At 70.9% G+C, this 22597-nt stretch carries 22 protein-coding genes; 11 read left to right on the top strand and 11 right to left on the bottom strand.

The genetic code is table 11. From position 1 onward, the window contains the following. Window positions 1–135 precede the first annotated feature (135 nt). The gene (locus ACIBK3_RS07315; RefSeq protein WP_399363953.1) at window positions 136–2535 is read left to right on the top strand and encodes an MMPL family transporter; all 2400 of its coding nucleotides are present in this window, start codon (window positions 136–138) and stop codon (window positions 2533–2535) included. Here the strand turns inward: ACIBK3_RS07315 and ACIBK3_RS07320 are convergent. From ACIBK3_RS07320 to ACIBK3_RS07340, 5 genes are all read right to left on the bottom strand, one after another. Next, complete coding sequence (locus ACIBK3_RS07320) at window positions 2528–3142, bottom strand: Uma2 family endonuclease (RefSeq protein ID WP_399362772.1); 615 nt, start codon at window positions 3140–3142, stop codon at window positions 2528–2530. The genes ACIBK3_RS07315 and ACIBK3_RS07320 overlap by 8 nt on opposite strands. Window positions 3143–3232: 90 nt before the next feature. Further along, window positions 3233–3976, bottom strand: coding sequence for a TetR/AcrR family transcriptional regulator (locus ACIBK3_RS07325; RefSeq protein ID WP_399362774.1), 744 nt, complete (start codon window positions 3974–3976; stop codon window positions 3233–3235). A gap of 11 nt (window positions 3977–3987) precedes the next feature. Beyond that, complete coding sequence (locus ACIBK3_RS07330) at window positions 3988–4530, bottom strand: thiol-disulfide oxidoreductase DCC family protein (RefSeq protein WP_399362776.1); 543 nt, start codon at window positions 4528–4530, stop codon at window positions 3988–3990. Further along, window positions 4527–4931, bottom strand: coding sequence for a hypothetical protein (locus ACIBK3_RS07335; RefSeq protein WP_399362778.1), 405 nt, complete (start codon window positions 4929–4931; stop codon window positions 4527–4529). Before ACIBK3_RS07335 ends, ACIBK3_RS07330 begins: the two co-directional genes overlap by 4 nt. A gap of 137 nt (window positions 4932–5068) precedes the next feature. Beyond that, window positions 5069–5500 carry a VOC family protein gene (locus tag ACIBK3_RS07340; protein WP_399362780.1) on the bottom strand — a complete coding sequence of 144 codons (432 nt, stop codon included), beginning with the start codon at window positions 5498–5500 and terminating at the stop codon, window positions 5069–5071. 162 nt (window positions 5501–5662) lie between these two features. Here ACIBK3_RS07340 and ACIBK3_RS07345 point away from each other — a divergent pair, with 162 nt between their 5' ends. Together ACIBK3_RS07345 and ACIBK3_RS07350 are read left to right on the top strand one after the other, a co-directional pair. Then, the gene (locus tag ACIBK3_RS07345) at window positions 5663–6055 is read left to right on the top strand and encodes a hypothetical protein (RefSeq protein ID WP_399362782.1); all 393 of its coding nucleotides are present in this window, start codon (window positions 5663–5665) and stop codon (window positions 6053–6055) included. Continuing rightward, window positions 6052–8520, top strand: a complete 2469-nt coding sequence (locus ACIBK3_RS07350; protein ID WP_399362784.1) for a DUF4132 domain-containing protein — start codon at window positions 6052–6054, stop codon at window positions 8518–8520. Before ACIBK3_RS07345 ends, ACIBK3_RS07350 begins: the two co-directional genes overlap by 4 nt. Before the next feature lie 153 nt (window positions 8521–8673). Here ACIBK3_RS07350 and ACIBK3_RS07355 read toward each other — a convergent pair whose 3' ends face one another. The 6 genes from ACIBK3_RS07355 to ACIBK3_RS07380 form a co-directional block, all read right to left on the bottom strand. Beyond that, window positions 8674–9495 carry an MHYT domain-containing protein gene (locus tag ACIBK3_RS07355; RefSeq protein ID WP_399362786.1) on the bottom strand — a complete coding sequence of 274 codons (822 nt, stop codon included), beginning with the start codon at window positions 9493–9495 and terminating at the stop codon, window positions 8674–8676. A 507-nt stretch (window positions 9496–10002) separates the two neighbouring features. Beyond that, complete coding sequence (locus tag ACIBK3_RS07360; RefSeq protein WP_030940095.1) at window positions 10003–10782, bottom strand: succinate dehydrogenase iron-sulfur subunit; 780 nt, start codon at window positions 10780–10782, stop codon at window positions 10003–10005. Then, window positions 10782–12536, bottom strand: coding sequence for a succinate dehydrogenase flavoprotein subunit (sdhA, locus tag ACIBK3_RS07365; RefSeq protein ID WP_399362788.1), 1755 nt, complete (start codon window positions 12534–12536; stop codon window positions 10782–10784). Before sdhA ends, ACIBK3_RS07360 begins: the two co-directional genes overlap by 1 nt. Window positions 12537–12555: 19 nt before the next feature. Beyond that, window positions 12556–13038 (bottom strand): succinate dehydrogenase hydrophobic membrane anchor subunit, encoded by a 483-nt coding sequence (locus tag ACIBK3_RS07370; RefSeq protein ID WP_030683095.1) that lies wholly within the window; start codon window positions 13036–13038, stop codon window positions 12556–12558. 5 nt (window positions 13039–13043) lie between these two features. After that, window positions 13044–13424, bottom strand: a complete 381-nt coding sequence (gene sdhC, locus ACIBK3_RS07375; protein ID WP_078918655.1) for a succinate dehydrogenase, cytochrome b556 subunit — start codon at window positions 13422–13424, stop codon at window positions 13044–13046. Window positions 13425–13673: 249 nt separating this feature from the next. After that, on the bottom strand, window positions 13674–14174 hold the full coding sequence (locus tag ACIBK3_RS07380; protein ID WP_399362791.1) for a 2-oxo-4-hydroxy-4-carboxy-5-ureidoimidazoline decarboxylase: 501 nt from the start codon (window positions 14172–14174) through the stop codon (window positions 13674–13676). A 279-nt stretch (window positions 14175–14453) separates the two neighbouring features. On the opposite strand from ACIBK3_RS07380, the gene ACIBK3_RS07385 reads away from it, so the two are divergent. The 8 genes from ACIBK3_RS07385 (at window position 14454) to ACIBK3_RS07420 (ending at window position 22302) form a co-directional block, all read left to right on the top strand. Continuing rightward, window positions 14454–16124, top strand: coding sequence for a family 20 glycosylhydrolase (locus tag ACIBK3_RS07385; protein ID WP_399362793.1), 1671 nt, complete (start codon window positions 14454–14456; stop codon window positions 16122–16124). 136 nt (window positions 16125–16260) lie between these two features. Beyond that, a complete protein-coding gene (locus ACIBK3_RS07390; protein WP_399362794.1) occupies window positions 16261–16878 on the top strand; it encodes a hypothetical protein in 618 nt (205 codons plus the stop codon). A 77-nt stretch (window positions 16879–16955) separates the two neighbouring features. Continuing rightward, complete coding sequence (locus ACIBK3_RS07395) at window positions 16956–17588, top strand: hypothetical protein (RefSeq protein ID WP_399362796.1); 633 nt, start codon at window positions 16956–16958, stop codon at window positions 17586–17588. A 170-nt stretch (window positions 17589–17758) separates the two neighbouring features. Further along, the gene (locus ACIBK3_RS07400) at window positions 17759–18151 is read left to right on the top strand and encodes a hypothetical protein (protein WP_399362798.1); all 393 of its coding nucleotides are present in this window, start codon (window positions 17759–17761) and stop codon (window positions 18149–18151) included. 267 nt (window positions 18152–18418) lie between these two features. Next, complete coding sequence (locus tag ACIBK3_RS07405) at window positions 18419–19036, top strand: RNA polymerase sigma factor (protein ID WP_399362800.1); 618 nt, start codon at window positions 18419–18421, stop codon at window positions 19034–19036. A 237-nt stretch (window positions 19037–19273) separates the two neighbouring features. Then, window positions 19274–20203: a hypothetical protein gene (locus ACIBK3_RS07410; RefSeq protein WP_399362802.1), complete on the top strand. Its 930-nt coding sequence runs from the start codon at window positions 19274–19276 to the stop codon at window positions 20201–20203. A 378-nt stretch (window positions 20204–20581) separates the two neighbouring features. Continuing rightward, window positions 20582–21244, top strand: coding sequence for an RNA polymerase sigma factor (locus ACIBK3_RS07415; RefSeq protein WP_399363955.1), 663 nt, complete (start codon window positions 20582–20584; stop codon window positions 21242–21244). Then, window positions 21244–22302, top strand: a complete 1059-nt coding sequence (locus tag ACIBK3_RS07420) for a hypothetical protein (protein ID WP_399362804.1) — start codon at window positions 21244–21246, stop codon at window positions 22300–22302. The genes ACIBK3_RS07415 and ACIBK3_RS07420 overlap by 1 nt, the downstream gene beginning before the upstream one ends. Window positions 22303–22597: the final 295 nt, after the last annotated feature.

Here is a 22597-nt window from a genome sequence, read left to right on the forward strand (position 1 = left end):
CGGGCGGCTTCGCTGCTTTGGAGTTCCTTGAGAGTCGTGGCGTACCGCCCCCACGCACGCGTGCCACCGCCGATTCTGTTGCGCAGGACCTGGGGGACCAACCGACCGAACAAGGAGTTGTTGAGCGTGGCGGCATTGGCACGGTGGTGTTACCGGCACCGGCTGGTGGTCCTGTTGCTGTGGGTGGGGACGTTGTTCGGCCTGGGCTTTTCGGCCTCGACGGCGGGCACGGACTACGCGAACGTCTTCTCCCTCCCGGACACGGACTCCAAGCGCGCGTACGACCTGATGGAGAAGGCCTTCCCGCAGAGCGCGGGCGACACCGACACGGTGGTGTGGAAGGTCGACGAGGGCACGGTACGGGACCAGGCCGTACGGTCCCGGATCCAGCCCGCACTCGACAAGATCGCCGGCATGAAGGGCGTCGGCGGCGTCACCAGCCCCTACACGGGAGGCACGGCACAGATCAGCGGCGACGGGCGGATCGCATACGCCCAGATCACCTTCACCGACCAGGCGAACGCCGTGCCCAAGGAACTGGTGCAGGACGTCGTCGACACCGCGCAGGGCGCCGAACGCGCCGGGCTGCAGGTCGAGTTGGGCGGCCAGGCGATCCAGCGGGTACAGGAACCGCCCACCGGCCTCGCCGAGATCGTCGGCATCGTCGCGGCGGCCGTCGTGCTGTTCCTGGCCTTCGGCTCGCTCTTCGCGATGCTGCTCCCGCTCGCCGTCGCCATCTTCGGTGTCGGCACCGGCCTGTTCTCCACCCAACTGCTCAGCCATGCCACCGACATCCCCGACCTGGCCCCGCTGCTGGCCACCCTGATCGGCCTCGGCGTCGGCATCGACTACGCCCTGTTCATCGTCACCCGGCACCGCAAGGGCATCCTGCGCGGCATGGACCCGGAGGAGTCGGCGGTCACCGCCCTGAACACCTCAGGACGTGCGGTGCTGTTCGCGGGCGGCACGGTGTGCATCGCGCTCGCCGGGATGCTGGTGACGAACCTGCGCTTCCTGGACGGGGTCGTCATCGGAACCTCGGTGACCGTGGTCCTGAGCGTCCTCGCGGCCACGACGCTGCTGCCGGCGCTCCTCGGTTTCCTGGGAGCGCGGGTGCTCAGCCGCCGGCAGCGGCGCAAGCTCGCCGCGACCGGGCCCGAGCCGGAGCGGACGAGCGGACTCGCCGCCCGCTGGTCGGCGGGCGTGCAGAAACGCCCGCGCCGGATCGCCGTACTCGCTCTCGCCGTCATGGCCGTCCTCGCGCTGCCGGTGCTGTCGCTGCGCCTGGGCGCGACGGACCAGGGCAACGACGACACCACGACGACCACCAGGAAGGCGTACGACCTGCTCGGCGAGGGCTTCGGCCCCGGCTTCAACGGACCGCTCCAGGTGGTCACCGACGGCGGCGACACCACCGCCCTGGTCAAGGGCATCCAGGGCACGGACGGGGTCGCCCGGGTCGCCGCGCTGCCGCCCGCGCGGGGTGTGACGGTGGTCCAGGTCGTCCCGACCACGTCGCCGCAGTCCGAGGAGACCGACCAGCTCATCGACACCCTGCGGGACAAGGTGATCCCGCAGGCCGGGGTCCAGGCCCACGTCGGCGGCGTGACGGCGGTCTCCAAGGACTTCGCGACGGTCACCGGCGACCGCCTCCCGCTCTTCATCGCGACCATCATCGGCCTCGGCTTCCTGCTCCTCCTGGTCGCCTTCCGCTCCCTGGTGGTGCCGCTGACGGCCGCGGTGATGAACCTGATCGCGGCGGCCGCCTCCTTCGGCGTCCTCGTCGCGATCTTCCAGTGGGGCTGGGGACTCGACCTGCTGAGCCTCGGCAAGGAGGGCCCGATCAACGCCTTCCTGCCGGTCATCATGCTGTCCCTGCTGTTCGGCCTCTCGATGGACTACCAGGTGTTCCTGGTCAGCCGGATGCACGAGGAATGGGTCCACACGAAGGACAACGCCCGCGCGGTCCGCGTCGGCCTGGCCGAGACCAGCCGGGTCATCAACAGCGCGGCCCTGATCATGGTCTGCGTGTTCATGGCCTTCGTCCTCAGCGGCGACTCGGGGGCGGCGATGGCGGGCGTGGGCCTGGCCGCGGCCGTGGCCCTGGACGCGTTCATCCTGCGTACCGCCCTGGTGCCGGCCGCGATGCACCTGCTCGGCACCTCCAACTGGTGGCTGCCGGGGTGGCTGGACAAGCGGCTGCCGCATCTGGCGGTGGAGCCGAAGGAGGAGGCACTCGAATCGCCGGCGTCACAGGGTTCCGCCTCGGCGGTCCACGGCTTCGTCCGTACGGCCGACGGTGAGCCGGTGGAGGGTGCCTCGGTGACGCTGCTCTCGAAGGGCGGGCGTCAACTGGACCGGGTGACCTCGCTGGCGGACGGCTCGTACATCGTGTCGGTGCCGTCGCCGGGGACGTATCTGCTGGCGGCGACCGCGACGTCGTACGGGTCGCGGGCGGCGCACGTGGTGGTGGCGGACGGGCCGTTGGTGTTCGACGTGGAGTTGGCCGAGGGGGAGGTGGACGCGGTCAGTTAGCCTTCTTCTGCCCGGCTTTGAGGATCTGGTCGACGTCGAGAGTGACCTTGGCGCCGATGGAGTCGGGAAGGGTGACGAGCTCGCCGGGGGCATGCGGGCGGTGGTACTCGTACCTGCCCCCGGCCGGTTCCGCCAGGACGTGAACACGCTGATGTTTGCGGTCGACGACGACGTAGACGGGGATCTCGGCCTCGGCGTAGGCGGCGACCTTCGTCTTCAGGTCGTCCTTCCAGTTGCTGGAGGTGACTTCCAGGACGAGGCGGAAGCAGACGGGGTCGTAGGCGTTGTTCTCGACGAAGTGCTCGTCGATATCGGCGTCCACCACCACGAGGTCGGGGATGGCGTAGTCCTCGCCCGCGGGCAGCCATACTCCTACGTTCTGGAGGACCTCGGTTTCGCCGTCGTCCAGTCCCGCGGCGATGAAGGGGCGCATCAGCTTGGTCAGCGCGCGGGCGTGGGGGGCATCCGGGGATGGGGTCACGAGGAGGTGGCCTCCGATGATCTCGACGCGGTAGCCCGGATGGCGCTCCATGATCTCGTCGGCGATGGCCGTGAGGGAGAACGGCCGGTCGTCGTCGAAGGGCTGCTCGACGGATGCAGCGGACATCGCGTGCCTCCTAGGGGCTGGTGCCGAGACAATCATCGTAGGCAGGCGGGGCAGCCGGTGTCCCGTTCGAACCGCTTCACCCGGAAGTGATCATTTGCCGTCCTTGTTGACTCGCGGATCCGGCATCACCTTCGTCATCCCCGGCAGGAAGTCCGTGAACAGCTCGTGCACCTCCCGTACGAGCGGCCGCAGCACCCGGAACCGGGCGAGCGACACCCCGCGCGCGGTGAGCCGGGCTCCCCGCTCGGCGAGCCGGTAAGTGCGCTCCCGCCCCTCGGTCCGGTCGAAGATCCAGTACAGGACGAGCCCCATCTGGGAGAGCCACATCAACTCGGGGAGGATGTCCCGCAGTTCCTCAGGCACCTTGGTTTTCGTGGCCCCCGCCAGCACCTGCCGGTGGACGCTGATGGCCTCCACGCGCGCGTGCTCCGACTCGGGTGAGAACGGGCTGAGCGGACTGTCCGGATCGGCGGCGTTCTTGAAGAACTGCACCGCGAACTCGTGGTACGGCGCGGCGATGTCCAGCCACACCTTCAGCACCCCCGCGAGCCGTGCCTCCAGATCGGTCTCCCGGGCCAGCACCTCCCGGACCGCCACCTGGTGCTCGGCGGCGATCCGGTCGTAGAAGCCCTGGATCAGGTGCTCCTTGCCCGCGAAGTAGTAGTACGCGTTGCCGACGGAGACCCCGGCCTCCTGGGCGATGGCCCGCATGGTCGTCTTGTCGTAGCCCCGCTCCTGGAACAGCCGCATCGCCGTCTCCAGGATCAGCGCACGGGTCTGCTCGGACTTGCTCGGGGTACCGCCCTGGTCGGGGCCGTCATGGTTCGCAGGCACGGGAAGAGAGCCTAACGAGTGGGGCAGGTCCCGCTGCCACAGCCGGGTGGGTTGTAGCTCCAGCCCAGGGCCGGGTCGTACGTCCACCCGTCCGCCCGGCGGTACACGGCCCCGCCCCACCGGCCGCCCCCGCTCCACTGGCCGCCCCCCTTGTTCCCCGTGTTCCGCTGGGCCCCGCGCCACTTGGCGGCGGCGAGCACCGCGCCCCTGGCGAGGCGGGCCCCGGCCGGGGTGCTCAGCCGGTGGGCGAGCGGCCGGTGTTCCCTCAGTGCCCACAGGGTGACGATCCAGGCGGCGGAGTCGCGGTAGACCTGCCCCGCGTCGCCCACGACGGTGACCTCGTCGAGGGTGGCGCTGTGATCGAGGGCGGGAAACCGCCGCCGGGCTTCCTCGGACCCCGCGGGCACCAGCTCCAGCGGCACCAGCTGCGGCTGCCGTACGAGCCAGTCGCGCAGGAAGGCGCACAGGGAGCACTCGGCGTCGTACAGAACGGTGAGCCGGCGGACCGGGACGCGCGCGGCGTCCCGGTCCTCGGTGGTCGGCACGGTGCTCACGCCCCCTGCGTCCCGACCCAGCCCTGCGGTGCGACCGGCGGCACCTGCTCGCGCTCCATCGCGCCCCGCCGCCGTATCCGGTTGAGCACGTACACGTTGCCCAGGTGCATGACGCCGAGCACCAGCAGCACCACGCCCAGCTTGGTCGACACGGCCTCGAACACCCCGCGGGCGTCCTCGATGGTGTCGTCCCCGCTCAGGTAGAGGGCGATGAACCCGAGGTTGACGAGGTAGAAGCCGACGACCAGGAGATGGTTGACGGCGTCGGCGAGCTTCTCGTTGCCCTGCAGTACGTCGGCGAGAAAGACCCGCCCGTTCCGGCTGAGCGTCCGGGCCACCCAGACGGTCAGCGCGATGCTGACGACCAGGTAGATGACGTAGGCGACGACGGTGCGGTCCATGGCCCCACCCCTTCTTGAACGCGTTCAAAACGCTGACGGGAGAGACTCTAGACCCATTTTTGAACACGTTCAACACGCTTGCGTGGGGCGTACGTCACGGAGGCGTACGCCACGACGGCGGGGTCGATGCGGGCTGCTCATGCCCCGCGCATGAGCGATCGCACCCTGCGCGCGAGTTCCGGCCGCTTGCTGTAATCGGTGAACCCGATGACATTCCCCCAGGGGTCGGCGACCTCGACCGTCCACCCGGTGGCCACCGAGAACGGCGCGTCGAGCAGCGCGACCCCGGCGCCGGTCAACTCCCGCGCGGTCACCCGGGCGTCCGGCACCTCCAGCCACACCCGGGAAGTGGGCCAGGCCGGCGGCCGCTGCCCGAGCCCCTCCTCGTGCCGCAGCAGGATCCCGGGCGTCTCACCCCCGACCTTCAGCATCGCGATCCCGCCCTCGTCGAACCGGAACCCCACCACGAACCCGGCCCGCTCATAGAAGCGGACGGCCTCGGCGAGGTCCCCGACGGGGAGCAGGATGTGGTCGAAACCGAGCAGTTCGTACGACTCGTCATCTGACATGACGTCAGATTAGGGTGAGGATGGCGCACCCCCGGGCGGGCTGACCGCGGGGTCACTCATTGGGCCGAGGAACGGACCGGGCGTGCGGCTGCCGCCAGGAGAGGGTGCCCGGCGATCCCTGCCCGGCGGGCGTTGTCAGTGGTGCGTCGTACTGTCGGCGGCATGGGAATCGTGACGTTCGTCGACGAGACGACAAGCGGGAGCCGCAGCGACGGCTGGGGGCTGGAGATCGCCGAGGAGCGGCTCACGGTGCGCGAGTTGATCCGGCGCCGGGTGTTCCAGGAGGTCGCCGAGTACAACGCGCGTACGCCAGGCGTGTTCCAGGGACTCGTCCAGCCCGAGGACACCGAGCGGGTGCTGAACGGGTACGCGCTGCGCACGCCCCGCCGGATAGACCCCGAGACGCAGTCCGAGCTGGCGCTGAAGGCCTTCGCCGGCAACGGCTTCCTGGTGCTGGTGGGGGACCGTCAGGTCACCGACCCCGCCGAGGAGATCGAGCTCGGGCTCGGCACCGAGGTCACGTTCCTGAAGCTCGTACCGCTGGTGGGGGGATGACAGTGGCGTACATCCAGACGTACAAGGAGCTGATCGGGCAGCGGGTCGCCGAGGACGACCCGGGCACGCTGGCCGTCGACATGCTCAAGGCCGCAGCCGACCACAAGGGCAACTTCACCGGCCGCTGGAGCGAGCTGCTGGACCGGCTGTGCGAGCTGCCCTCGGACACCCGGAAGACGCTCTGCGACGCCCTCGTGGACCAGTACCACGCGGACCAGGCCGGGCCGGTCGCCCGGGGCAACGCCCTGACCCTGCTGGGGATCGTGTCCCGAGGCATCCCCGACGACTACCTCGCCGCCGAACGGCTGAAGAAACTCGACGAGCTCTCACGCCGGCAGTCCGTCTGGTACGGCTCCCGCTACGAGGCCCTCGCCGAGGCCGAACTGGCCGCGGGCCGCCCGCTCGCGCCCGCCGTGGTGGCCGTCTTCCGCCGCGCGGGCATGGAGACGTACGGCTCGAAGCCCCTGGCGGAACTGGCGGCCAAGCTCACCGACCCGGTCCTCAACGTCGGTGAGGAATGGGCCGAGCGGGCCATGCGGGACGCCACCGATCCCGACTGGCAGGACCTGCTCGCCCACGCCACGACCGCCACCGCCGCCAAACCCTCCGCGAAGTGGGACCGGCGGGCCGTGACCCTCGTCGACGTCCTGGGCGCCGATCGCGTCCGCGAGACGGTGCTGCCCTGGCTCGCCCTCGTCGGCCGCCCCCGCACCTTCCCGCTGGAACGCCAAACGTACGAGCCGGACGTCAACAGCGCCTACGACCCCTACAACGCCAACGCCCTGCGCGGCCTCACCTGGCTGCTCTCCCTCCTGCCACCGCACCCCGACACCACGCGCGCGCTCGGCGCCCTCATCGAGACCTCGCTCAAGAAGGTCGCGGGCCTCGGTCCGCGCAGCCCGAAAGTCGCCAACGCCGGCGTCGTCGCCCTGGCCCGCGTCGACAGCGAGGCCGCGCTCGCCGAACTCGCCCGGCTCGCGACCCGGGTGACGTACAAGAACACCGTCAAGCTCCTCGACACGGCCCTGGAGGCGCGTGCCACCGCACTCGGACTCAGCCGCGAGGAGATCGAGGAGATCGCCGTACCCGCCTACGGGCTCACGGAGATCGGACGCGTGGAGTACCGGTTCGGCGAGGTCACCGCCACCCTCGAAGTGCACGGCACCAAGACCCTGTTGAGCTGGCGCAGCGCGGCCGGCAAGGCGGTCAGGAGTGTGCCCGCCGTAGTCCGGCGCGACCACGCCGACGAGCTCAAGGAGCTGAAGGCGGCGGCCAAGGACATCGACAAGATGCTCTCGGCCCAGAGCGAGCGCCTGGACCGCCAGTTCCTGGCCCGCCGCACCTGGTCGTACGCCACCTGGCGCGAGCGCTACCTCGACCACCCCCTGGTCGGCACCCTGGCCCGCCGCCTCCTGTGGACGGTCGACGGGACGACGGCCGGATACGCGGACGGCGCCCTGCGCACGCTGTCCGACACACCCGTGACCGGCGCAGACGAGGTGCGTCTGTGGCATCCCGTGGGCCACGACCCCGCCGAGATCGTCGCCTGGCGCGACTGGCTGGAACGGCACCGGATCACCCAGCCGTTCAAACAGGCCCACCGCGAGGTGTACCTGCTCACGGACGCCGAACGCGCCACAGACACCTACTCCAACCGCTTCGCCGCCCACGTCCTGCGCCAGCACCAGTTCCACTCGCTGGCCGCCGTCCGAGGCTGGCGCAACAAACTCCGCCTGTCCGTCGACGACTCGGCGCCGCCGGCCACCCGCCAACTCCCGCAGTGGGGCCTGCGCGCCGAGTACTGGATCGAGGGCGACGGCGAGGAGTACGGCGTCGACACCACCGAATCCGGCAGCTACCTGCGCCTGCGCACCGACCAGGTCCGCTTCTACCCGATCGACGCCCCCGAGAACTCGGCGCACTGCTACGGCGGCGAGTACAGCATGTGGCTGCGCGACGGGCAGGACCCCGTAGACCCCCTCCCCCTGGAATCCATCCCGCCCCTGGTCCTGTCCGAAGTCCTGCGTGACGTCGACCTGTTCGTCGGCGTGGCGAGCGTCGGCAACGACCCCACCTGGCAGGACGGCGGCCCGGGCGGCCGCTTCCAGGAGTACTGGACCTCGTACGGCTTCGGCGAGCTCAACCAGAGCGCCGAGACCCGCCGCGCCCTGCTGGAACGCCTCATACCGAGGCTGGCCATCGCCGACCGCTGCACCCTGCGGGGCCGCTTCCTGCACGTGCGGGGCGAGCGCCACACGTACAAGATCCACCTGGGCTCGGGCAACATCCTCATGACCCCGAACGACCAGTACCTGTGCATCGTCCCGAAGTCCAACCCGTCCACTCCGCAGGCCGGATACCTGCCGTACGAGGGGGACCGGACGCTGGCGGTGATCCTCAGCAAGGCGATGATGCTGGCCGAGGACACGCAGATCACGGATCCTTCGATCCTGAGCCAGCTGTGAGGCGCTGAGGACCGTGCCTGCGCAGCGCCCGACCCAGCGGGTGTGGGCCTGCGAGTGCATCGCGGACCTGGCCGATGACCGCACAGGCAGCCCGGCGGGCGGCCGGGCCGCTGGTCTTCGTTCCGGCCGTCCGTCGGCTCCCCGGTGGACCGGTCACCAGGTGGTGTACGGCTGCGTCGGCTGCTGCGGGGGAAAGTCGGTGTCGCCGCCGTACGGTGCGAGCGTGACCGGGTCCGAGTCGTCGTGGCCGAGCATGATGTCCGGGTCGAACATGACGATCACGGCGGCGATCAGCAGGATGGCGAACGGTGCGGCGAGCATGGCCAGGAGGAACGACAGGAGGGTGATGGACGACTGTGCGGACGCCGCTTCGCCGGTGAGGTGGACGGAGACCGCGGCCATGCCGGTGTAGTGCATACCGGTCACGGCCACACCCATGACCAGGCTCGCGCCGAAGCTGGACCACAGCCCGTGGATGGAGACCGCCGCCCACAGCGCCGCCGTGGCGGCGGCGACGGCGATGACGACCGACAGCACCACCTTCGGCGTGTCGTAGTGGAGGCCGCCGTTGGTGTTGATGGCGGCCATGCCGATGTAGTGCATGGCCGCGACCCCGAGCCCGGTGACCAGGCCGGCGATGCTCAGGTTCACCGCTGAGCCGCCGCGGTAGCCGACGAGGAAGACGCCCGTGGCCACGACGGCGACCGCGACGACGAGGCTGAGGAGTGTCTTCGTCACGTCGTAGCTCACCAGTGCACCCTGGACGCTGAAGCCGATCATGGCGATGAAGTGCATGGTCCAGATGCCGCTGCCGATCGATATGGCGCCCAGCGCCAGCCAACTGGCTCTGCGCTGCGGGCGCCGCAGCGAGCGGGTCGTGCACCGCAGCCCCAGTCCCGCACCGAGGCAGGCCATGAGATAGGCGGCTACGGGTGTCACGGCACCGTAGTAGAAGTTGGAGACGGTGGCGGTCATCAAGGTTCCCTTCACATGCGTCACGGCAGAGCAGAGCAGCCGGCACCGCGGACGCGGTGTGCCGACACGGTGATGCGGCGGGCACGAACCTGCCGGACCAGGGAAGGACTCAGGCGGGCGAGTGGTGCGAGCGTCCTCCGGCCGCAAAGGCCCGGAGGACGTATCGGAGTGCCGAAGGCAGAGGCGAGTGAGCGACAACAATCCCCACCGCGCATGCGGCCGGGCTCGGCCCGGGGAACATGACCGGAGCGCACGGCCACCCTGCCGGCAGAAACAGGACATGGGGGAGTCGAGCGATCAGGTCAAGCCAACTGGCCGAATTGCCCATGATTCAAGCACACGATGCGTACACTTCCCACACATTGCGGGTAATCATTGGCCTGATCGATACATCACTCCTCTTCGTCGCATAACCAGTCCGGCGCACGGCGGAAACCCGCCACAAACGCCTGAGGGCCGTGTTTCCGTCACACTGGAAACACGGCCCTCAGGCTTGCGCGAAGAAGATCAGAAGCGGCGCGTGATCAGCGCCCTCTTCACTTCCTGGATCGCCTTCGTGACCTCGATGCCTCGCGGGCACGCGTCGGTGCAGTTGAAGGTGGTGCGGCAGCGCCAGACGCCGTCGCGGTCGTTGAGGATCTCCAGGCGCTGCTCGGCCGCCTCGTCGCGCGAGTCGAAGATGAAGCGGTGGGCGTTGACGATGGCCGCCGGGCCGAAGTACTGGCCGTCGTTCCAGAAGACCGGGCACGAGGAGGTGCAGGCCGCGCAGAGGATGCACTTCGTCGTGTCGTCGAAGCGCTCGCGGTCCTCGGCGGACTGGAGGCGCTCACGCGTCGGCTCGTTCGTGTCCTTCGTGATGAGGAAGGGCATGACGTCGCGGTACGCCTGGAAGAACGGGTCCATGTCGACCACGAGGTCCTTGAGGACCGTCAGGCCCTTTATGGCCTCGACCGTGATCGGCTTCTCGGGGTTGATGTCCTTGATCAGGGTCTTGCAGGCCAGGCGGTTCTTGCCGTTGATGCGCATGGCGTCGGAGCCGCAGATGCCGTGGGCGCACGAGCGGCGGAAGGTCAGCGTGCCGTCCTGCTCCCACTTGATCTTGTGGAGGGCGTCGAGGACACGCTCCTTCGGGTCGATCTCCAGCTGGAAGTCTTCCCAGACCGCTTCCGCCGAGACCTCGGAGTTGAAGCGGCGGATGCGGAAGGTGGCCGTGATGTACGGGGAGTCGGCGAAGCCGGGCTCGGGCGTGCCGGCCGCGTCCGCCTTGTCCAGGGTCGGGGTTGCCATCAGTACTTACGCTCCATCGGCTGGTAGCGGGTCTGGACGACCGGCTTGTAGTCGAGACGGATGGACTCGGTGCCGTCGTCGCCCACCTCGCGGTACGCCATGGTGTGGCGCATGAAGTTGACGTCGTCGCGGTTCGGGTAGTCCTCGCGGTAGTGACCGCCGCGGGACTCCTTGCGGGCCAGCGCCGACACCGCCATGACCTCGGCCAGGTCGAGCAGGTTGCCCAGCTCGATGGCCTCCAGCAGGTCGGTGTTGAACCGCTTGCCCTTGTCCTGGATCGAGACGTTCAGGTAGCGCTCGCGCAGCTCGGCGATCTTCTCGACCGCCGTCTTGATCGTCTGCTCGGTGCGGAACACCATGACGTTGGCGTCCATGGTCTCCTGCAGCTCGCGGCGCAGCACGGACACGCGCTCGGTGCCGGTGGCGTCGCGCAGGCGCTCGACCTGGTCGAGCACCAGCCGCGCCGGATCCTCGGGCAGCTCGACGTAGTCGGCCTTCTGGGAGTACTCGGCGGCGGCGATACCGGCCCGCTTGCCGAACACGTTGATGTCCAGGAGGGAGTTCGTGCCGAGGCGGTTGGCGCCGTGGACCGAGACGCAGGCCACCTCGCCGGCCGCGTACAGGCCGGGGACCACCGTGGTGTTGTCGGCCAGCACCTCACCCTCGACGTTCGTCGGGATGCCGCCCATCGCGTAGTGCGCGGTGGGCTGGATCGGGATCGGGTCCGTGTACGGCTCGATGCCCAGGTAGGTGCGCGCGAACTCGGTGATGTCCGGGAGCTTGGCGTCGAGCTGCTCCGGCGGGAGGTGCGTGAGGTCCAGGTAGACGTGGTCGCCCTCGGGGCCGCAGCCGCGGCCCTCGCGGATCTCCGTGTAGATGGAGCGGGAGACGACGTCACGGGACGCGAGGTCCTTCATGACCGGCGCGTACTTCTCCATGAAGCGCTCGCCGTCCTTGTTGCGGAGGATGCCGCCCTCACCGCGGGCGCCCTCCGTCAGCAGGATGCCCATGCGCCAGATGCCGGTCGGGTGGAACTGGAAGAACTCCATGTCCTCCAGCGGGATGCCCCGGCGGTACACGGCGGCCTGGCCGTCGCCCGTCAGCGTGTGCGCGTTCGACGTCACCTTGAAGAACTTGCCGCAGCCGCCGGACGCGTAGATCACGGCCTTCGCCTGGAAGACGTGGATCTCACCGGTCGCCAGCTCGTACGCCACGACACCGGCCGAGCGCTTCACGCCGTCGACCTCGGTGATCAGCTGGTCCAGGACGTAGAACTCGTTGAAGAACTCCACGCCCTCCTTGACGCAGTTCTGGTACAGCGTCTGGAGGATCATGTGGCCGGTGCGGTCGGCCGCGTAGCAGGAGCGGCGGACCGGGGCCTCGCCGTGGTTACGCGAGTGACCACCGAAGCGGCGCTGGTCGATGGTGCCGTTCGGCGTGCGGTTGAACGGCAGGCCCATCTTCTCCAGGTCGAGGACCGAGTCGATGGCCTCCTTCGCCAGGATCTCGGCGGCGTCCTGGTCGACCAGGTAGTCGCCGCCCTTGACCGTGTCGAAGGTGTGCCACTCCCAGTTGTCCTCCTCCACGTTGGCCAGCGCGGCGGCCATGCCGCCCTGCGCGGCGCCCGTGTGGGAGCGGGTCGGGTAGAGCTTGGTGAGCACCGCGGTGCGGCTGCGCTTGGTCGACTCGATGGCCGCGCGCATGCCCGCACCACCGGCGCCGACGATGACGGTGTCGTACTTGTGGATCTTCATGATTCTCGCAGCCCCGTGCCTAGCGGATGTTCGGGTCGAAGGTGAAGATCACCAGCGTGCCGAGCAGGATGGTGAACACCGTGGCGGTGTAGAGCAGGCCCTTGAGCCAGAGCCGGGTGTTCGGCCGCTCCGCGTAGTCGTTGATGATCGTGCGCAGGCCGTTGGCGCCGTGCAGCATCGCGAGCCACAGCATCAGCAGGTCCCAGACCTGCCAGAACGGGGACGCCCAGCGGCCCGCCACGAAGGCGAAACCGATCTTGGAGACGCCGCCGTCGAGCACGAGCTGGATCAGCAGGTGGCCGATGACCAGGACGACCAGCACGATGCCGGACAGGCGCATGAACAGCCAGGCGGCCATCTCGAAGTTGCCCCGGGTGGACTTCGGGGACTTCTTGGTGCGCTTGCGCGGGGCCTCGATGAGCGGGGCCGGATTGTCCACGGAGTAGACCGACGGGCCCTCGACGGGGCCGATCCCGGACGCGGACTTTTCGGTGATGGACATGTGCGTCAGCTCCCGAACAGTTCGCGGTAGGCGTGGCCGAGGACGGGGTAGATCGCCCCGAGCATCAGCACGACCCACACTCCGGCGACGGCCCAGAACATCTGCTTCTGGTAGCGCGGGCCCTTCGACCAGAAGTCGACGGCGATGACGCGCAGGCCGTTGAGCGCGTGGAACAGGATGGCGGCGACGAGGCCGTACTCCAGGCACGCGACGAGCGGGGTCTTGTAGGTGGCTACGACCTTGTCGTAGTCCTCGGGGGAGACACGGACGAGCGCGGTGTCCAGCACATGAACGAACAGGAAGAAGAAGATGAGGACGCCGGTGACTCGATGAGCCACCCAGGACCACATTCCTTCCCGGCCGCGGTACAGCGTTCCAGCCGGCACGGAAGATCCTCCGGGAGCGGGGATTGGGGGGCCGGCCGGCTTCGGTGTCGGACGGGCCCGGCCGGGTACGGTCCACCGGCCCCCAGCATCGTAGCGATGCGCTGCCTCTGAGCTGAGCCGGGGTCTGGCGGTGTGATCAAAGTGGCACGCGGATGGATCAGGTTTGACGGCATCTGGGGTGGCTTGTGCTGTTACATCCGGGGGGCGGCGCCGTTGTGGCTGGTCGCGCCCGCGGCGGAGTCGCACATGTCACAGTCCCGCGGCCCTGAGCGCCTCGGCCAACCGCCCTCTTGCGAGGCGTCGCAGTTCCTCTGCCGTGATGCCTCGCTCGTCCTCCGGATCGTTTGTCAATCGTGACCGGATGGCTGCCAGGAGGTGGTCGGGGAGTTCGCGGGCCGGGACTCCGTCCAGGCAGATGGCGAACCTGTGTCCGAAGCGGGCCTCGTAGGCGGCATGGGCCGCGCTCAGGGCGGTGCGGGCGGCCGCGTAGGCGTCGGCGGGCAGGGCCGGGAGGGTTTCGCCGGCCAGGGCCTCGGCGAGGTCGGCCGCCGTGAGGTCGTACGCCGCCTCGTCCGACGCGGCCAGGAGGGCGTCGAGGGTGGGGTACGGGCGATGGGCGGTGAGGCGGTGGGCCCAGCGGAGGCTGCGGAGGCAGGTGAGGAGGAGGGGTTCCACGTCGTCGGCCGGAGCGGTGTTGAAGTGCTCCAGTGGGGAAGACGGGGCGGATGCGTCCCGCGTCTGCTCGGGCACCGACGGCACCGACGGCACCGACGGCACCGAAGGCGGTGGCGACAGCGAAGGCGCCGACGGCGGTGACGACATCGACGGCAGTGACGGTATGGCGACTCGGCCAGGGAGGTGTGTGGGCGTCACGTGTGTTTCGGCAGGGGGGTGGCGTGAGAGATGTGGCGTCACGCTATCCAGTACGGACATGACGTGTCCGGCGGATGCCCGAATTTCATCCGAACGGGAGAGTTTCAGAACGTGTGGTGGACACATGCGGCTGTCGGGACGGCTTAGGTTGGCGCCGTGAATCAGCACAAGCGCCGGACACCGGCGAAGAGCGCGTTGAAACAGACGTGGGTGCTGGTCGTCGCGGTGGTTGTCGTGACGGTCGCGGCCGGGGTGAGCCTGGGGGTGTGGGCCACCGGGGGCGACGGTGACGGCACCGGGCCCGTGGCGTCGGCGCAGCGGCAGCCGTCCCCGGACGCTTCCCGGGACTCGTCGGCCGCCGTGTCAAGGGCTCCGAGCCCCACGCCCACCCGCCACTATCCGCTCTCCAAGAAGCCCCGCACCATTCCCGCGGTCCGGGCCCACACCCCCGCGCGCGGTCCGGGCTGGAAGCCGCAGAAGGGGTTGCGGGTCGTCGTGAACGACGCGGACCTGGCCGACGAGGGGCGGCTGATCGCCGGTGAGCTGGGGCTGTCGTACGCGGGCGAGAAGGACGACGTGCGCGCCGGTGACGTACGGCTGTCGCTGAACGACGACGAGGGTGCGGACCCGGAGTCGTACACCATGACCGTGCGCGGCGGGCGCGTGAACATCAGCGGGCCGGGGGAGGCCGGGGTGTTCTACGGGACCCGCACGCTGAAGCAGGAGGCGCACGGCGGCGGTACGGCGCCGGAGGGTGTCGTACGGGACGGGCCGGCGAAGCCGGTGCGCGGGCTGATGCTGGACATCGCCCGCAAGCACTTCACCGCGGGCTGGATCGAGGACCGGGTCCGCGAGCTCGGCGATCTCAAGTTCAACCAGCTCGGGCTGCACTTCTCGGACGACCAGGGGTTCCGGATCGAGTCCGACTCGCATCCGGAGATCGTGTCCAGGGAGCATCTGACCAAGGCGCAGGTGAAGCGGATCGTCGCCCTCGCGGCCGCCCGGCACATCACCGTCGTGCCCGAGATCGACTCGCCGGGGCACCTGGGCGCAGTGATCGCAGCCCACCCGGACCTCCAGCTGCGCAACGTGCGGGGGGTGCCGACACGGGGTGCGGTGGACATCTCCAAGCCGGCGGCCGGTGAGATCGTCGACGACCTGCTGGGCGAGTACGCCGGTCTCTTCCCCGGCGGACAGTGGCACCTCGGCGGCGACGAGTACCAGGCGCTGACCGTGTCCGACCCCCAGGCGTCCTACCCGCAGCTCGTCGCCGCCGCCAGGGACGCCCACGGGTCCGGCGGGACCGTCGCCGACCTCGCCACCGACTGGCTCAACGACCGGGCCGACACGGTCCGGGCCCACGACAAGGCCCCCCGAGCCTGGAACGACGGCTTCTTCCGGGGTACGTCCGTGCAGCCCGACAAGGACATCCAGGCCGCGTACTGGACGGGCAAGGAGATCGGGGCGCGACAGCCGCTGGAGTACCTGAGGGCCGGGCGCAAGGTCATCAACTACAACGACGAGTTCCTGTACTACGTCCTCGGACAGCCGCAGACCTTCGTCTATCCGACCGGACAGCGGATCTACGAGCAGTGGACCCCGAGGGTCCTGCGCGACACCCAGGCGGTCTCCTCGAAGTACGACGACCAGATCCTCGGCGGGTCCTTCGCGGTCTGGTGCGACTTCCCGAACGCCCAGACCCAGGCGCAGGTTGCGGCCGGGATCAGGATGCCGCTCAGGGCGACCGTGCAGAAGCTGTGGGATCCGGGGAAGCCGGAGCTGTCCTGGACGGACTTCCGGGCACGCGCGGACCGGCTGGACCGGTAGGACCGGTAGGACCGGTAGGACCGGTAGGACCGGGCGGATTGTTCCGTCCGGCTGCGAACTGTCGTACGACTGTGGTGTATTCGGCCGAAGCCGCACCGAGCCGCACCGAGCCGCACGAGCAGCCAGGGGACCGGACATGGGGTACTGGGGTTATTTCGTCGTGGGCCGAGCCGAGCGGTCGCTCGTGGAGCCGGCCGCGCCGGCGGACGCCGAGGGCATCACCCTGCGGGCGTCGGCGCCGGGCGGGTGGCAGGTCTGGGAGTACCCGAGCAGGGACGGCGACGTCGGCAGCATGAACGCGCTCGCCGCCAGGACCGGGGCGCCGGCGCTCTTCGGGTACGTCATGGACAGCGCGTCGGTCGTCGTGGAGGCGGCGGGGCCGGAGAGCGGGGCGTGGACGGCGTGCCTGGGGCGGGCCGCGATGGCGGCCCGCCTCGGCATCCGGGAGAGCGACGAGGACCTCGGGGACGACGAGCACGACGACGAGCACGACGACGAGCACGACGACGAGCACGACGACGCGGGCGAGGAAGCGAGCGAAGACGAGGCGGACCGGCCGGTCCTGGAGGACTACTTCCTCGAACCCCGGGACGCTGCCGAGCGGGCCGTCGCCTGGGCCGCCGAGGCCGGGCACGACGTGCCGGTGGAGCCGCTGCTCGACGTGCTGCGCGCCGAGCCCGACCCCGCCGCGGACGAGCCGGCTGAAAACCTCTTCTTCCGGCTGCTCGACCGGCTGGGCGTGGTGCCTCTGTGACACTCCCGGTCCGTCGCGCGCAGTAAGGGGAAGTGCGGGCTCCGTCAGGGACGACCGCCTGGCGAGGGAGGCGTGGGATGAGCCTGGTGGGACTGATCGCGCAGGCCGACGAACGCGGACTGGCCGCCAGCGGGTTGGCTTGTCTGGACCGGTGTCTGCCCCTGCTGGGCGCGGACGACGAACTCCTGCGGCCCCTGTGGGCCGGCCTCGCCGACGGTGAGGACAGCGCCGCCTGGGGCGAGCGGCTGGAGCAGGCACGCCGCAAACTCGGCGACGCGGGCCTGGAGCAACCGGTGGGGGACAAGGCGGGCGACGGGCCGGCCGACGTGGCGGCCGACACCGCGGCCGCCGGCGACGAGGCCGTGCGGCTCGCCCGGCGGATGCTCGCCGCCGCCCCGTCCGTCCCCTCGGCCGCCGAGGTGCGGGTGTGGGCCGACGCCTGCTCGGTCGCCTCGCTCCGGATCCACCGGCTCCTCGGCGGTGCGGCACCCGACGAGGCCGACGCCGCCCTGACCGGCGCCCGCCGGGAGGGTCGCACAGAAGGCGTGTCGCCGCTCGTCGCCGCCGAACTGCGCCGCCAGGTCATCGTGCTGGAGCTGCTCGCGGAGCACGGCGCGGGTGGGCTGCGGCGGGCGCTGGAGGTGTCGACGGAGGGGCGGCGCGTGCTGCGCGCGGTGGTGTCGCGCCGGGCGCGCGGCAGACGAGGCTGAACTGTCGCCGGATCCGTTTCCTGACCTCCCGACGGGCGTACACCTCGTAAACCTCGCTGGTGGGCGAGTCCTGTGACCGTCGTGCGGTGGTGCTGGGGCGGTCCTGCACCGGTCCCGGGCAGCCCCCGGATCCGGGTGACGAATGGCTGGGCCGCGGCGCTTTCCGGGATGTGACGACTCACCAGGAAACCAGGCCCTCGGCCGCGGCGAAGCCCGTGCGGTGGGCGGCGGACGCGGTGGCGGCGATGCGCGAGGGGGCGCGGCTGCGGCTCGACTACTCGGCGCAGAGTCTGTGGCGCGTCGACCGGATGATCGAAGGGATACGCCGGGAGGGAACGCCCCACGCCGCCGTCGAGAACGCGCTGCGCGGTTTCGGCGCGTACGCCGGTGAGGTGATCGCCCGCCAGACCGGCGCCGAGTGGTGGGCGACCGGTGGCGACCACTGGATCCGCACCCCGGACGGCAAGCTCTGGGACCCGATCGAGGAGGCCCACCGCTGCTTCACGGGGGACGGGTCGCTGCGGCTGCTGTGCAGAGACGCGACGCGAGGCGCCGCCGGATAGAGCCGGTCAGAGCCAGGTGGGAGCGAAGCGGCCGGGGCCCCAGCGGTGGGACCCCGGCCGCCGTACGACGTCGACCCGTCCGGTCGCGGCAGCCGGTGCGCCGGCGTCCGGCCCAGGTGGGCGTCTGCCGCGGTGCCCAGGGTCCCGGAGGCCCTGCTGTGACACTTCTGTGGGCCGCGGCGCTGATCATCGTGGGGGCGGAGGCAGACGGCGGCTGTGCCGGGGGCCGCGGATCCGCCACGAACTCGGTACGGACGAGGACAGTTCTTGGGCCAGGGAGGGGAACCCCGCCGCGCGCAGGCGTACGACGGGGAACTGGGCGCGGCCGTCGCGCGGGCCCAGCAGGGTGACGAGGCGGCCTTCGCGGTCGCCTACCGGATCGTGCAGCCCGGACTGCTCGGGTATCTGCGCGGCATCGTCGGCGACGACGCCGAGGATGTGGCCTCCGACGCCTGGCTGGAGATCGCGCGGGACCTCGGCCGGTTCAAGGGCGACGGTGCGGGGTTCCGGGGCTGGAGCGCGACCATCGCCCGGCACCGGGCGCTGGACCACCTGCGCCGGCAGCGGGTGCGGCCGCGGGCGGCGACGATCGAGCAGGACGTACTGGAACTGCCGGGGCCGAGCAGTACGCACGACCAGGCGCTGGAGTCGCTCTCCACGGAGTACGCCCTGGAGCTGGTCCGCGGTCTGCCCCGCGACCAGGCGGAGGCGGTGCTGCTGCGCGTGGTCGTCGGCCTGGACGGCCCCGCCGCCGCCCGCGTCCTGGGCAAGCGGCCCGGCGCGGTCCGCACGGCCGCGTACCGGGGACTGAAACGGCTGGCTCGCCAGCTGGACGGCGAGAGTGTGACGGATGAGGAGCCCAGGACGCTGGGGGAATCGAAATGACGGACGACGGCGACCGGACGCCGGACGACCGCACAGAGCGGGACGGCTGCGGCCGGGTACGGACAAGCCGGACAGGCGACGCAGGTGACACAGGCAACACAGGCAACATAAGCAACACAGGCAGCGACGCAGGCGACCCCGGCACCACCACAGGCAACACGGGCAACACAGGCACCAAACGCGACACTGGACAGACAGGCCAGAGAGGCCAGGCAGGGCAAACAGGACGGACACGGCATGGGTGAGCGAGAGAAGGGCAACGGGACGCCCGGCCGTCACCGCACGCACCCGAGACCCGGGTCCGTGCCCGGTGCGGAGGCCGATGCGGGCTTCGGTCCCGTGGCCGGCGTGCCCGGCGTGTCCGGTGTGCCCGCAGTGGGGGACAGTCCCGGCCTCGAAGCCCTTCTCCGTGCCGCTCTGCGCAGAGATCCGATCGACGGCGAGGGGGAGCGGCGGGCCGTGGCCGCCTTCCTGGCCGCCCAGGAAGCGGGGGTGCAGCGGGCGCGCAGCCGGCGCCGGGACGACTGGCGGCCCCGCGAGCAGCGGCGGCGCGCCCGGACGGCGCGGACCGCGCTCTCGGTGGCTCTCGCGAGCCTCACGCTGGGGGGTGTCGCGTTCGCCGCCATCGGAACCGGGAGCTCCGGCCCGGACGGCGCGCAGGACCGGACCAGCAGCCGCCCGACCCCGTCGGCGAGCGGCGCCCAGGGCAGCCCGACCGGCGGCTCGTCCACCCCGGGTGCTCCCTCTGTCTCCGCGCCCGCCGACCGGCCGGCCACCGCCAAGGACACCGAGGCCCGATGCCGCGCCTACGAGCAGGTCCAGGGCCGGGGCAAGGCTCTGGACTCGACGGCCTGGCAGCGACTCGTCACGGCCGCGGGCGGCGAGGCGAACGTCCAGGCCTACTGCGCCGGGCTACTGGCCTCGGCGACTCCCGAAACCAAGCCGGGCAAGGCGGGGAGCGCGGGCAACGCCGGCAATACGGGTAACGCCGGTAATGAGAGCGATACGGGTAACGCCGGCAACGGGGGCAAGGCAGGTGACCCCGGCAGGACGGCAGCGGGATCGGGCGGGAGCGCCGGCAACGGCCAGGACACCGGCGGAGCCGCCGACCCCAGTACTCCCGACAACCCCAACAGTGCCGACAACGCCAAGGGGAACAAGCAATAACCCGCGGTCAGCGGTGCGCGTCGGCGTCTCGTCGCACAGTCACAACACAGCCACAGCCGCAGCACAGCCACGGCAACGGCCGGTCGGAGCGGGTCACGCGCGAGACGGCCGGGGCCGCCACCCCCCACAGGAGAGGCCCCGACCGTCGCGCGGCACGGACCGCGCGGCGGTCCGTACTCTGTACAGCGCCGCGCCTGCGTTTTCTGTCACACCGTGGGTGTCGGACGCCCGTGACAAGGTGGTCGCACCTTGGGCGGACGTGGACGAGCGACGGTTTCAGGTCGTAACGTGCCTTTCGCGCCGGGGCGCGCAGGACGCATGACCACCGCAACCAACTGCGGTCCCGAACATCGCAACCATCGAAGAGGGACGTTACGGGTGCTGGGGGACGACGCGGAGCTCACGGCCGCGGTGCTTGCTGCGCAGGACGGGAACGAGACGGCGTTCCGGACTGTGTACCGCGCGGTGCACCCGCGGCTGCTCGGCTACGTCCGCACCCTCGTCGGCGACCCGGACGCCGAGGACGTGGCGTCCGAGGCCTGGCTGCAGATCGCCCGCGACCTGAACAGCTTCAGCGGGGACGCGGACCGCTTCCGCGGCTGGGCCGCCCGGATCGCCCGCAACCGCGCGCTGGACCACATACGTATGCGCGGGCGCCGTCCCGCGACGGTCGGCGACGAGACCGAACTGACCGGCAAGCCCGCCGAGTCCGACACCGCGGGCGAGGCCATCGAGGCGCTGGCCACCGACACCACGCTGTCCCTCATCGCCCGGCTGCCGCAGGACCAGGCGGAGGCGGTCGTGCTGCGCGTGGTGGTGGGCCTCGACGCGAAGAGCGCCGCCGAGACGCTGGGCAAGCGACCGGGAGCCGTACGGACGGCCGCGCACCGCGGTCTGAAACGGCTCGCGGAACTCCTCGACGACGATGCGGAATCGGCCGGTGTGCTCGACGCGCTGCCGCCCCAGCGAGAACCGCGCGACGGCACGGTGACGTCCGCGAGTGTGACGCATATGCGCGCGCGGACGCAGAAGGACATGTGATGGCCGACGAGCAATACAGGTGGCTGGACCGCGAAACGGCGGAGCGTCTGTTGAGCGGAGAGTCCCTCGAAGACGTCGGTATGGCCGCCCGGGACCAGGCCGAACGGCTCGCCAAAACCCTCGACGCGCTCACCGTGGAACCCCCGCCGACCAGCGCCGAACTCCCCGGTGAGGCAGCCGCGTTGGCCGCCTTCCGCGCGGCGCGCGTGGATCGGGTGGACGACTGGGTCAGTGACCGTGCCGTGGAGCGCACCGCCTCCGGGCACCGCTCCGGCGATTGTCCCGCCGACGCCGCAGTGGTCCGCATCGGCGGCCCGGACCGGGGTGGTCCGCGCCCCCGCCGGGGCCGTACCGTCCGCTTCGGGCTGGCCGCCGCGCTGGCCGTCGGCATGGTCGGCGGCGTCGCGGTCGCGGCCGGAACCGGAGTCCTGCCGACGCGGTTCGGCGAAGCGGAACCGGACCCCGCCGCCTCCGTCTCGGCCGCGGTGACCCCCGACGGCCCGCTCGTCTCGCCGTCGTCCGGGACGGCCCCGCGGGAGACCCCCTCGTCCGACGCCGGCACCGGTCCGGGCGGCTCGCACGACACCGCGGGCGGCGGCTCCGCCCCGGCCCCCGGCGCCACCCCCGGCTCCGAGGGCCGGACCGGCGGGCCGGGGCGCGCCTGGCCCGGGGCCCTCTCGGCCTGCCGCGACATGCGCGACGGCAAGGGGCTGGCCGCCGGCCGCCGGCACACGCTGGAGGGTGCGGCGGGCGGATCGTCGTACGTGAAGAAGTACTGCAAGGAACTGCTGGCCGACCCGTCGTCCGGGAAGGACGACGGCAAGGGCCGGACCAAGAAGAACGACAAGAACGACAAGAACGACAAAGGCGACAAAGACGCCCAGGACGGCAAGGCCGACGACGGCGGCCACCGGGGCGACCAGGGCAAGCACCACAGGGACGGGGACAGGGGCAGGGACGGGGACGCGGACGGCGGCAAGGGCAAGGAGAAGGGCGGCGGCGGCACCGCGGGCCAGCGTGGCCCAGGTGGCGGCCAGGGTGGCCGGAGCAGTCGGTGAGCGCCGCGTCTCCGCGCAAAAAACCCTCTGACCTGCGGTTTCTCAAGCGGAGGAAATTCTTTCGCGCAGGGTGTGACGTTTCCGGCCGTCGGGACGCAGTAATGAGTGAGCCGACTGGTCATCGGCCGTCGCACAGAGCCGGGGTTCCCCCCGTACCTGCGGCTCGTGCACCTGGCGCGGGGGGGGCCCCGGGCCCCCCCCCCCCCCCCCCCCCCCCCAGCGCCCCCCCCCAGCCCCCGCCCCCCCCCCCCCACCAAAACAACCACCGCCCCGCCGGGGGGCGGGCGGGGGCGGG

The organism is Streptomyces sp. NPDC050287 (assembly GCF_044459385.1).
Taxonomy (GTDB): domain Bacteria; phylum Actinomycetota; class Actinomycetes; order Streptomycetales; family Streptomycetaceae; genus Streptomyces.

Excerpts from the sequence above, each read along its gene's own strand:
- ACIBK3_RS07395 (WP_399362796.1), top strand. The coding sequence starts at position 16,956 with ATGAGCCTGGTGGGACTGATCGCGCAGGCCGACGAACGCGGACTGGCC.
- ACIBK3_RS07355 (WP_399362786.1), bottom strand. The coding sequence starts at position 9,495 with ATGACCGCCACCGTCTCCAACTTCTACTACGGTGCCGTGACACCCGTA.
- ACIBK3_RS07350 (WP_399362784.1), top strand. The coding sequence starts at position 6,052 with ATGACAGTGGCGTACATCCAGACGTACAAGGAGCTGATCGGGCAGCGG.
- ACIBK3_RS07420 (WP_399362804.1), top strand. The coding sequence starts at position 21,244 with ATGGCCGACGAGCAATACAGGTGGCTGGACCGCGAAACGGCGGAGCGT.
- ACIBK3_RS07320 (WP_399362772.1), bottom strand. The coding sequence starts at position 3,142 with ATGTCCGCTGCATCCGTCGAGCAGCCCTTCGACGACGACCGGCCGTTC.
- ACIBK3_RS07335 (WP_399362778.1), bottom strand. The coding sequence starts at position 4,931 with ATGGACCGCACCGTCGTCGCCTACGTCATCTACCTGGTCGTCAGCATC.
- ACIBK3_RS07340 (WP_399362780.1), bottom strand. The coding sequence starts at position 5,500 with ATGTCAGATGACGAGTCGTACGAACTGCTCGGTTTCGACCACATCCTG.
- ACIBK3_RS07390 (WP_399362794.1), top strand. The coding sequence starts at position 16,261 with ATGGGGTACTGGGGTTATTTCGTCGTGGGCCGAGCCGAGCGGTCGCTC.
- sdhA (WP_399362788.1), bottom strand. The coding sequence starts at position 12,536 with ATGAAGATCCACAAGTACGACACCGTCATCGTCGGCGCCGGTGGTGCG.
- ACIBK3_RS07345 (WP_399362782.1), top strand. The coding sequence starts at position 5,663 with ATGGGAATCGTGACGTTCGTCGACGAGACGACAAGCGGGAGCCGCAGC.
- ACIBK3_RS07360 (WP_030940095.1), bottom strand. The coding sequence starts at position 10,782 with ATGGCAACCCCGACCCTGGACAAGGCGGACGCGGCCGGCACGCCCGAG.
- ACIBK3_RS07370 (WP_030683095.1), bottom strand. The coding sequence starts at position 13,038 with ATGTCCATCACCGAAAAGTCCGCGTCCGGGATCGGCCCCGTCGAGGGC.
- ACIBK3_RS07410 (WP_399362802.1), top strand. The coding sequence starts at position 19,274 with ATGGGTGAGCGAGAGAAGGGCAACGGGACGCCCGGCCGTCACCGCACG.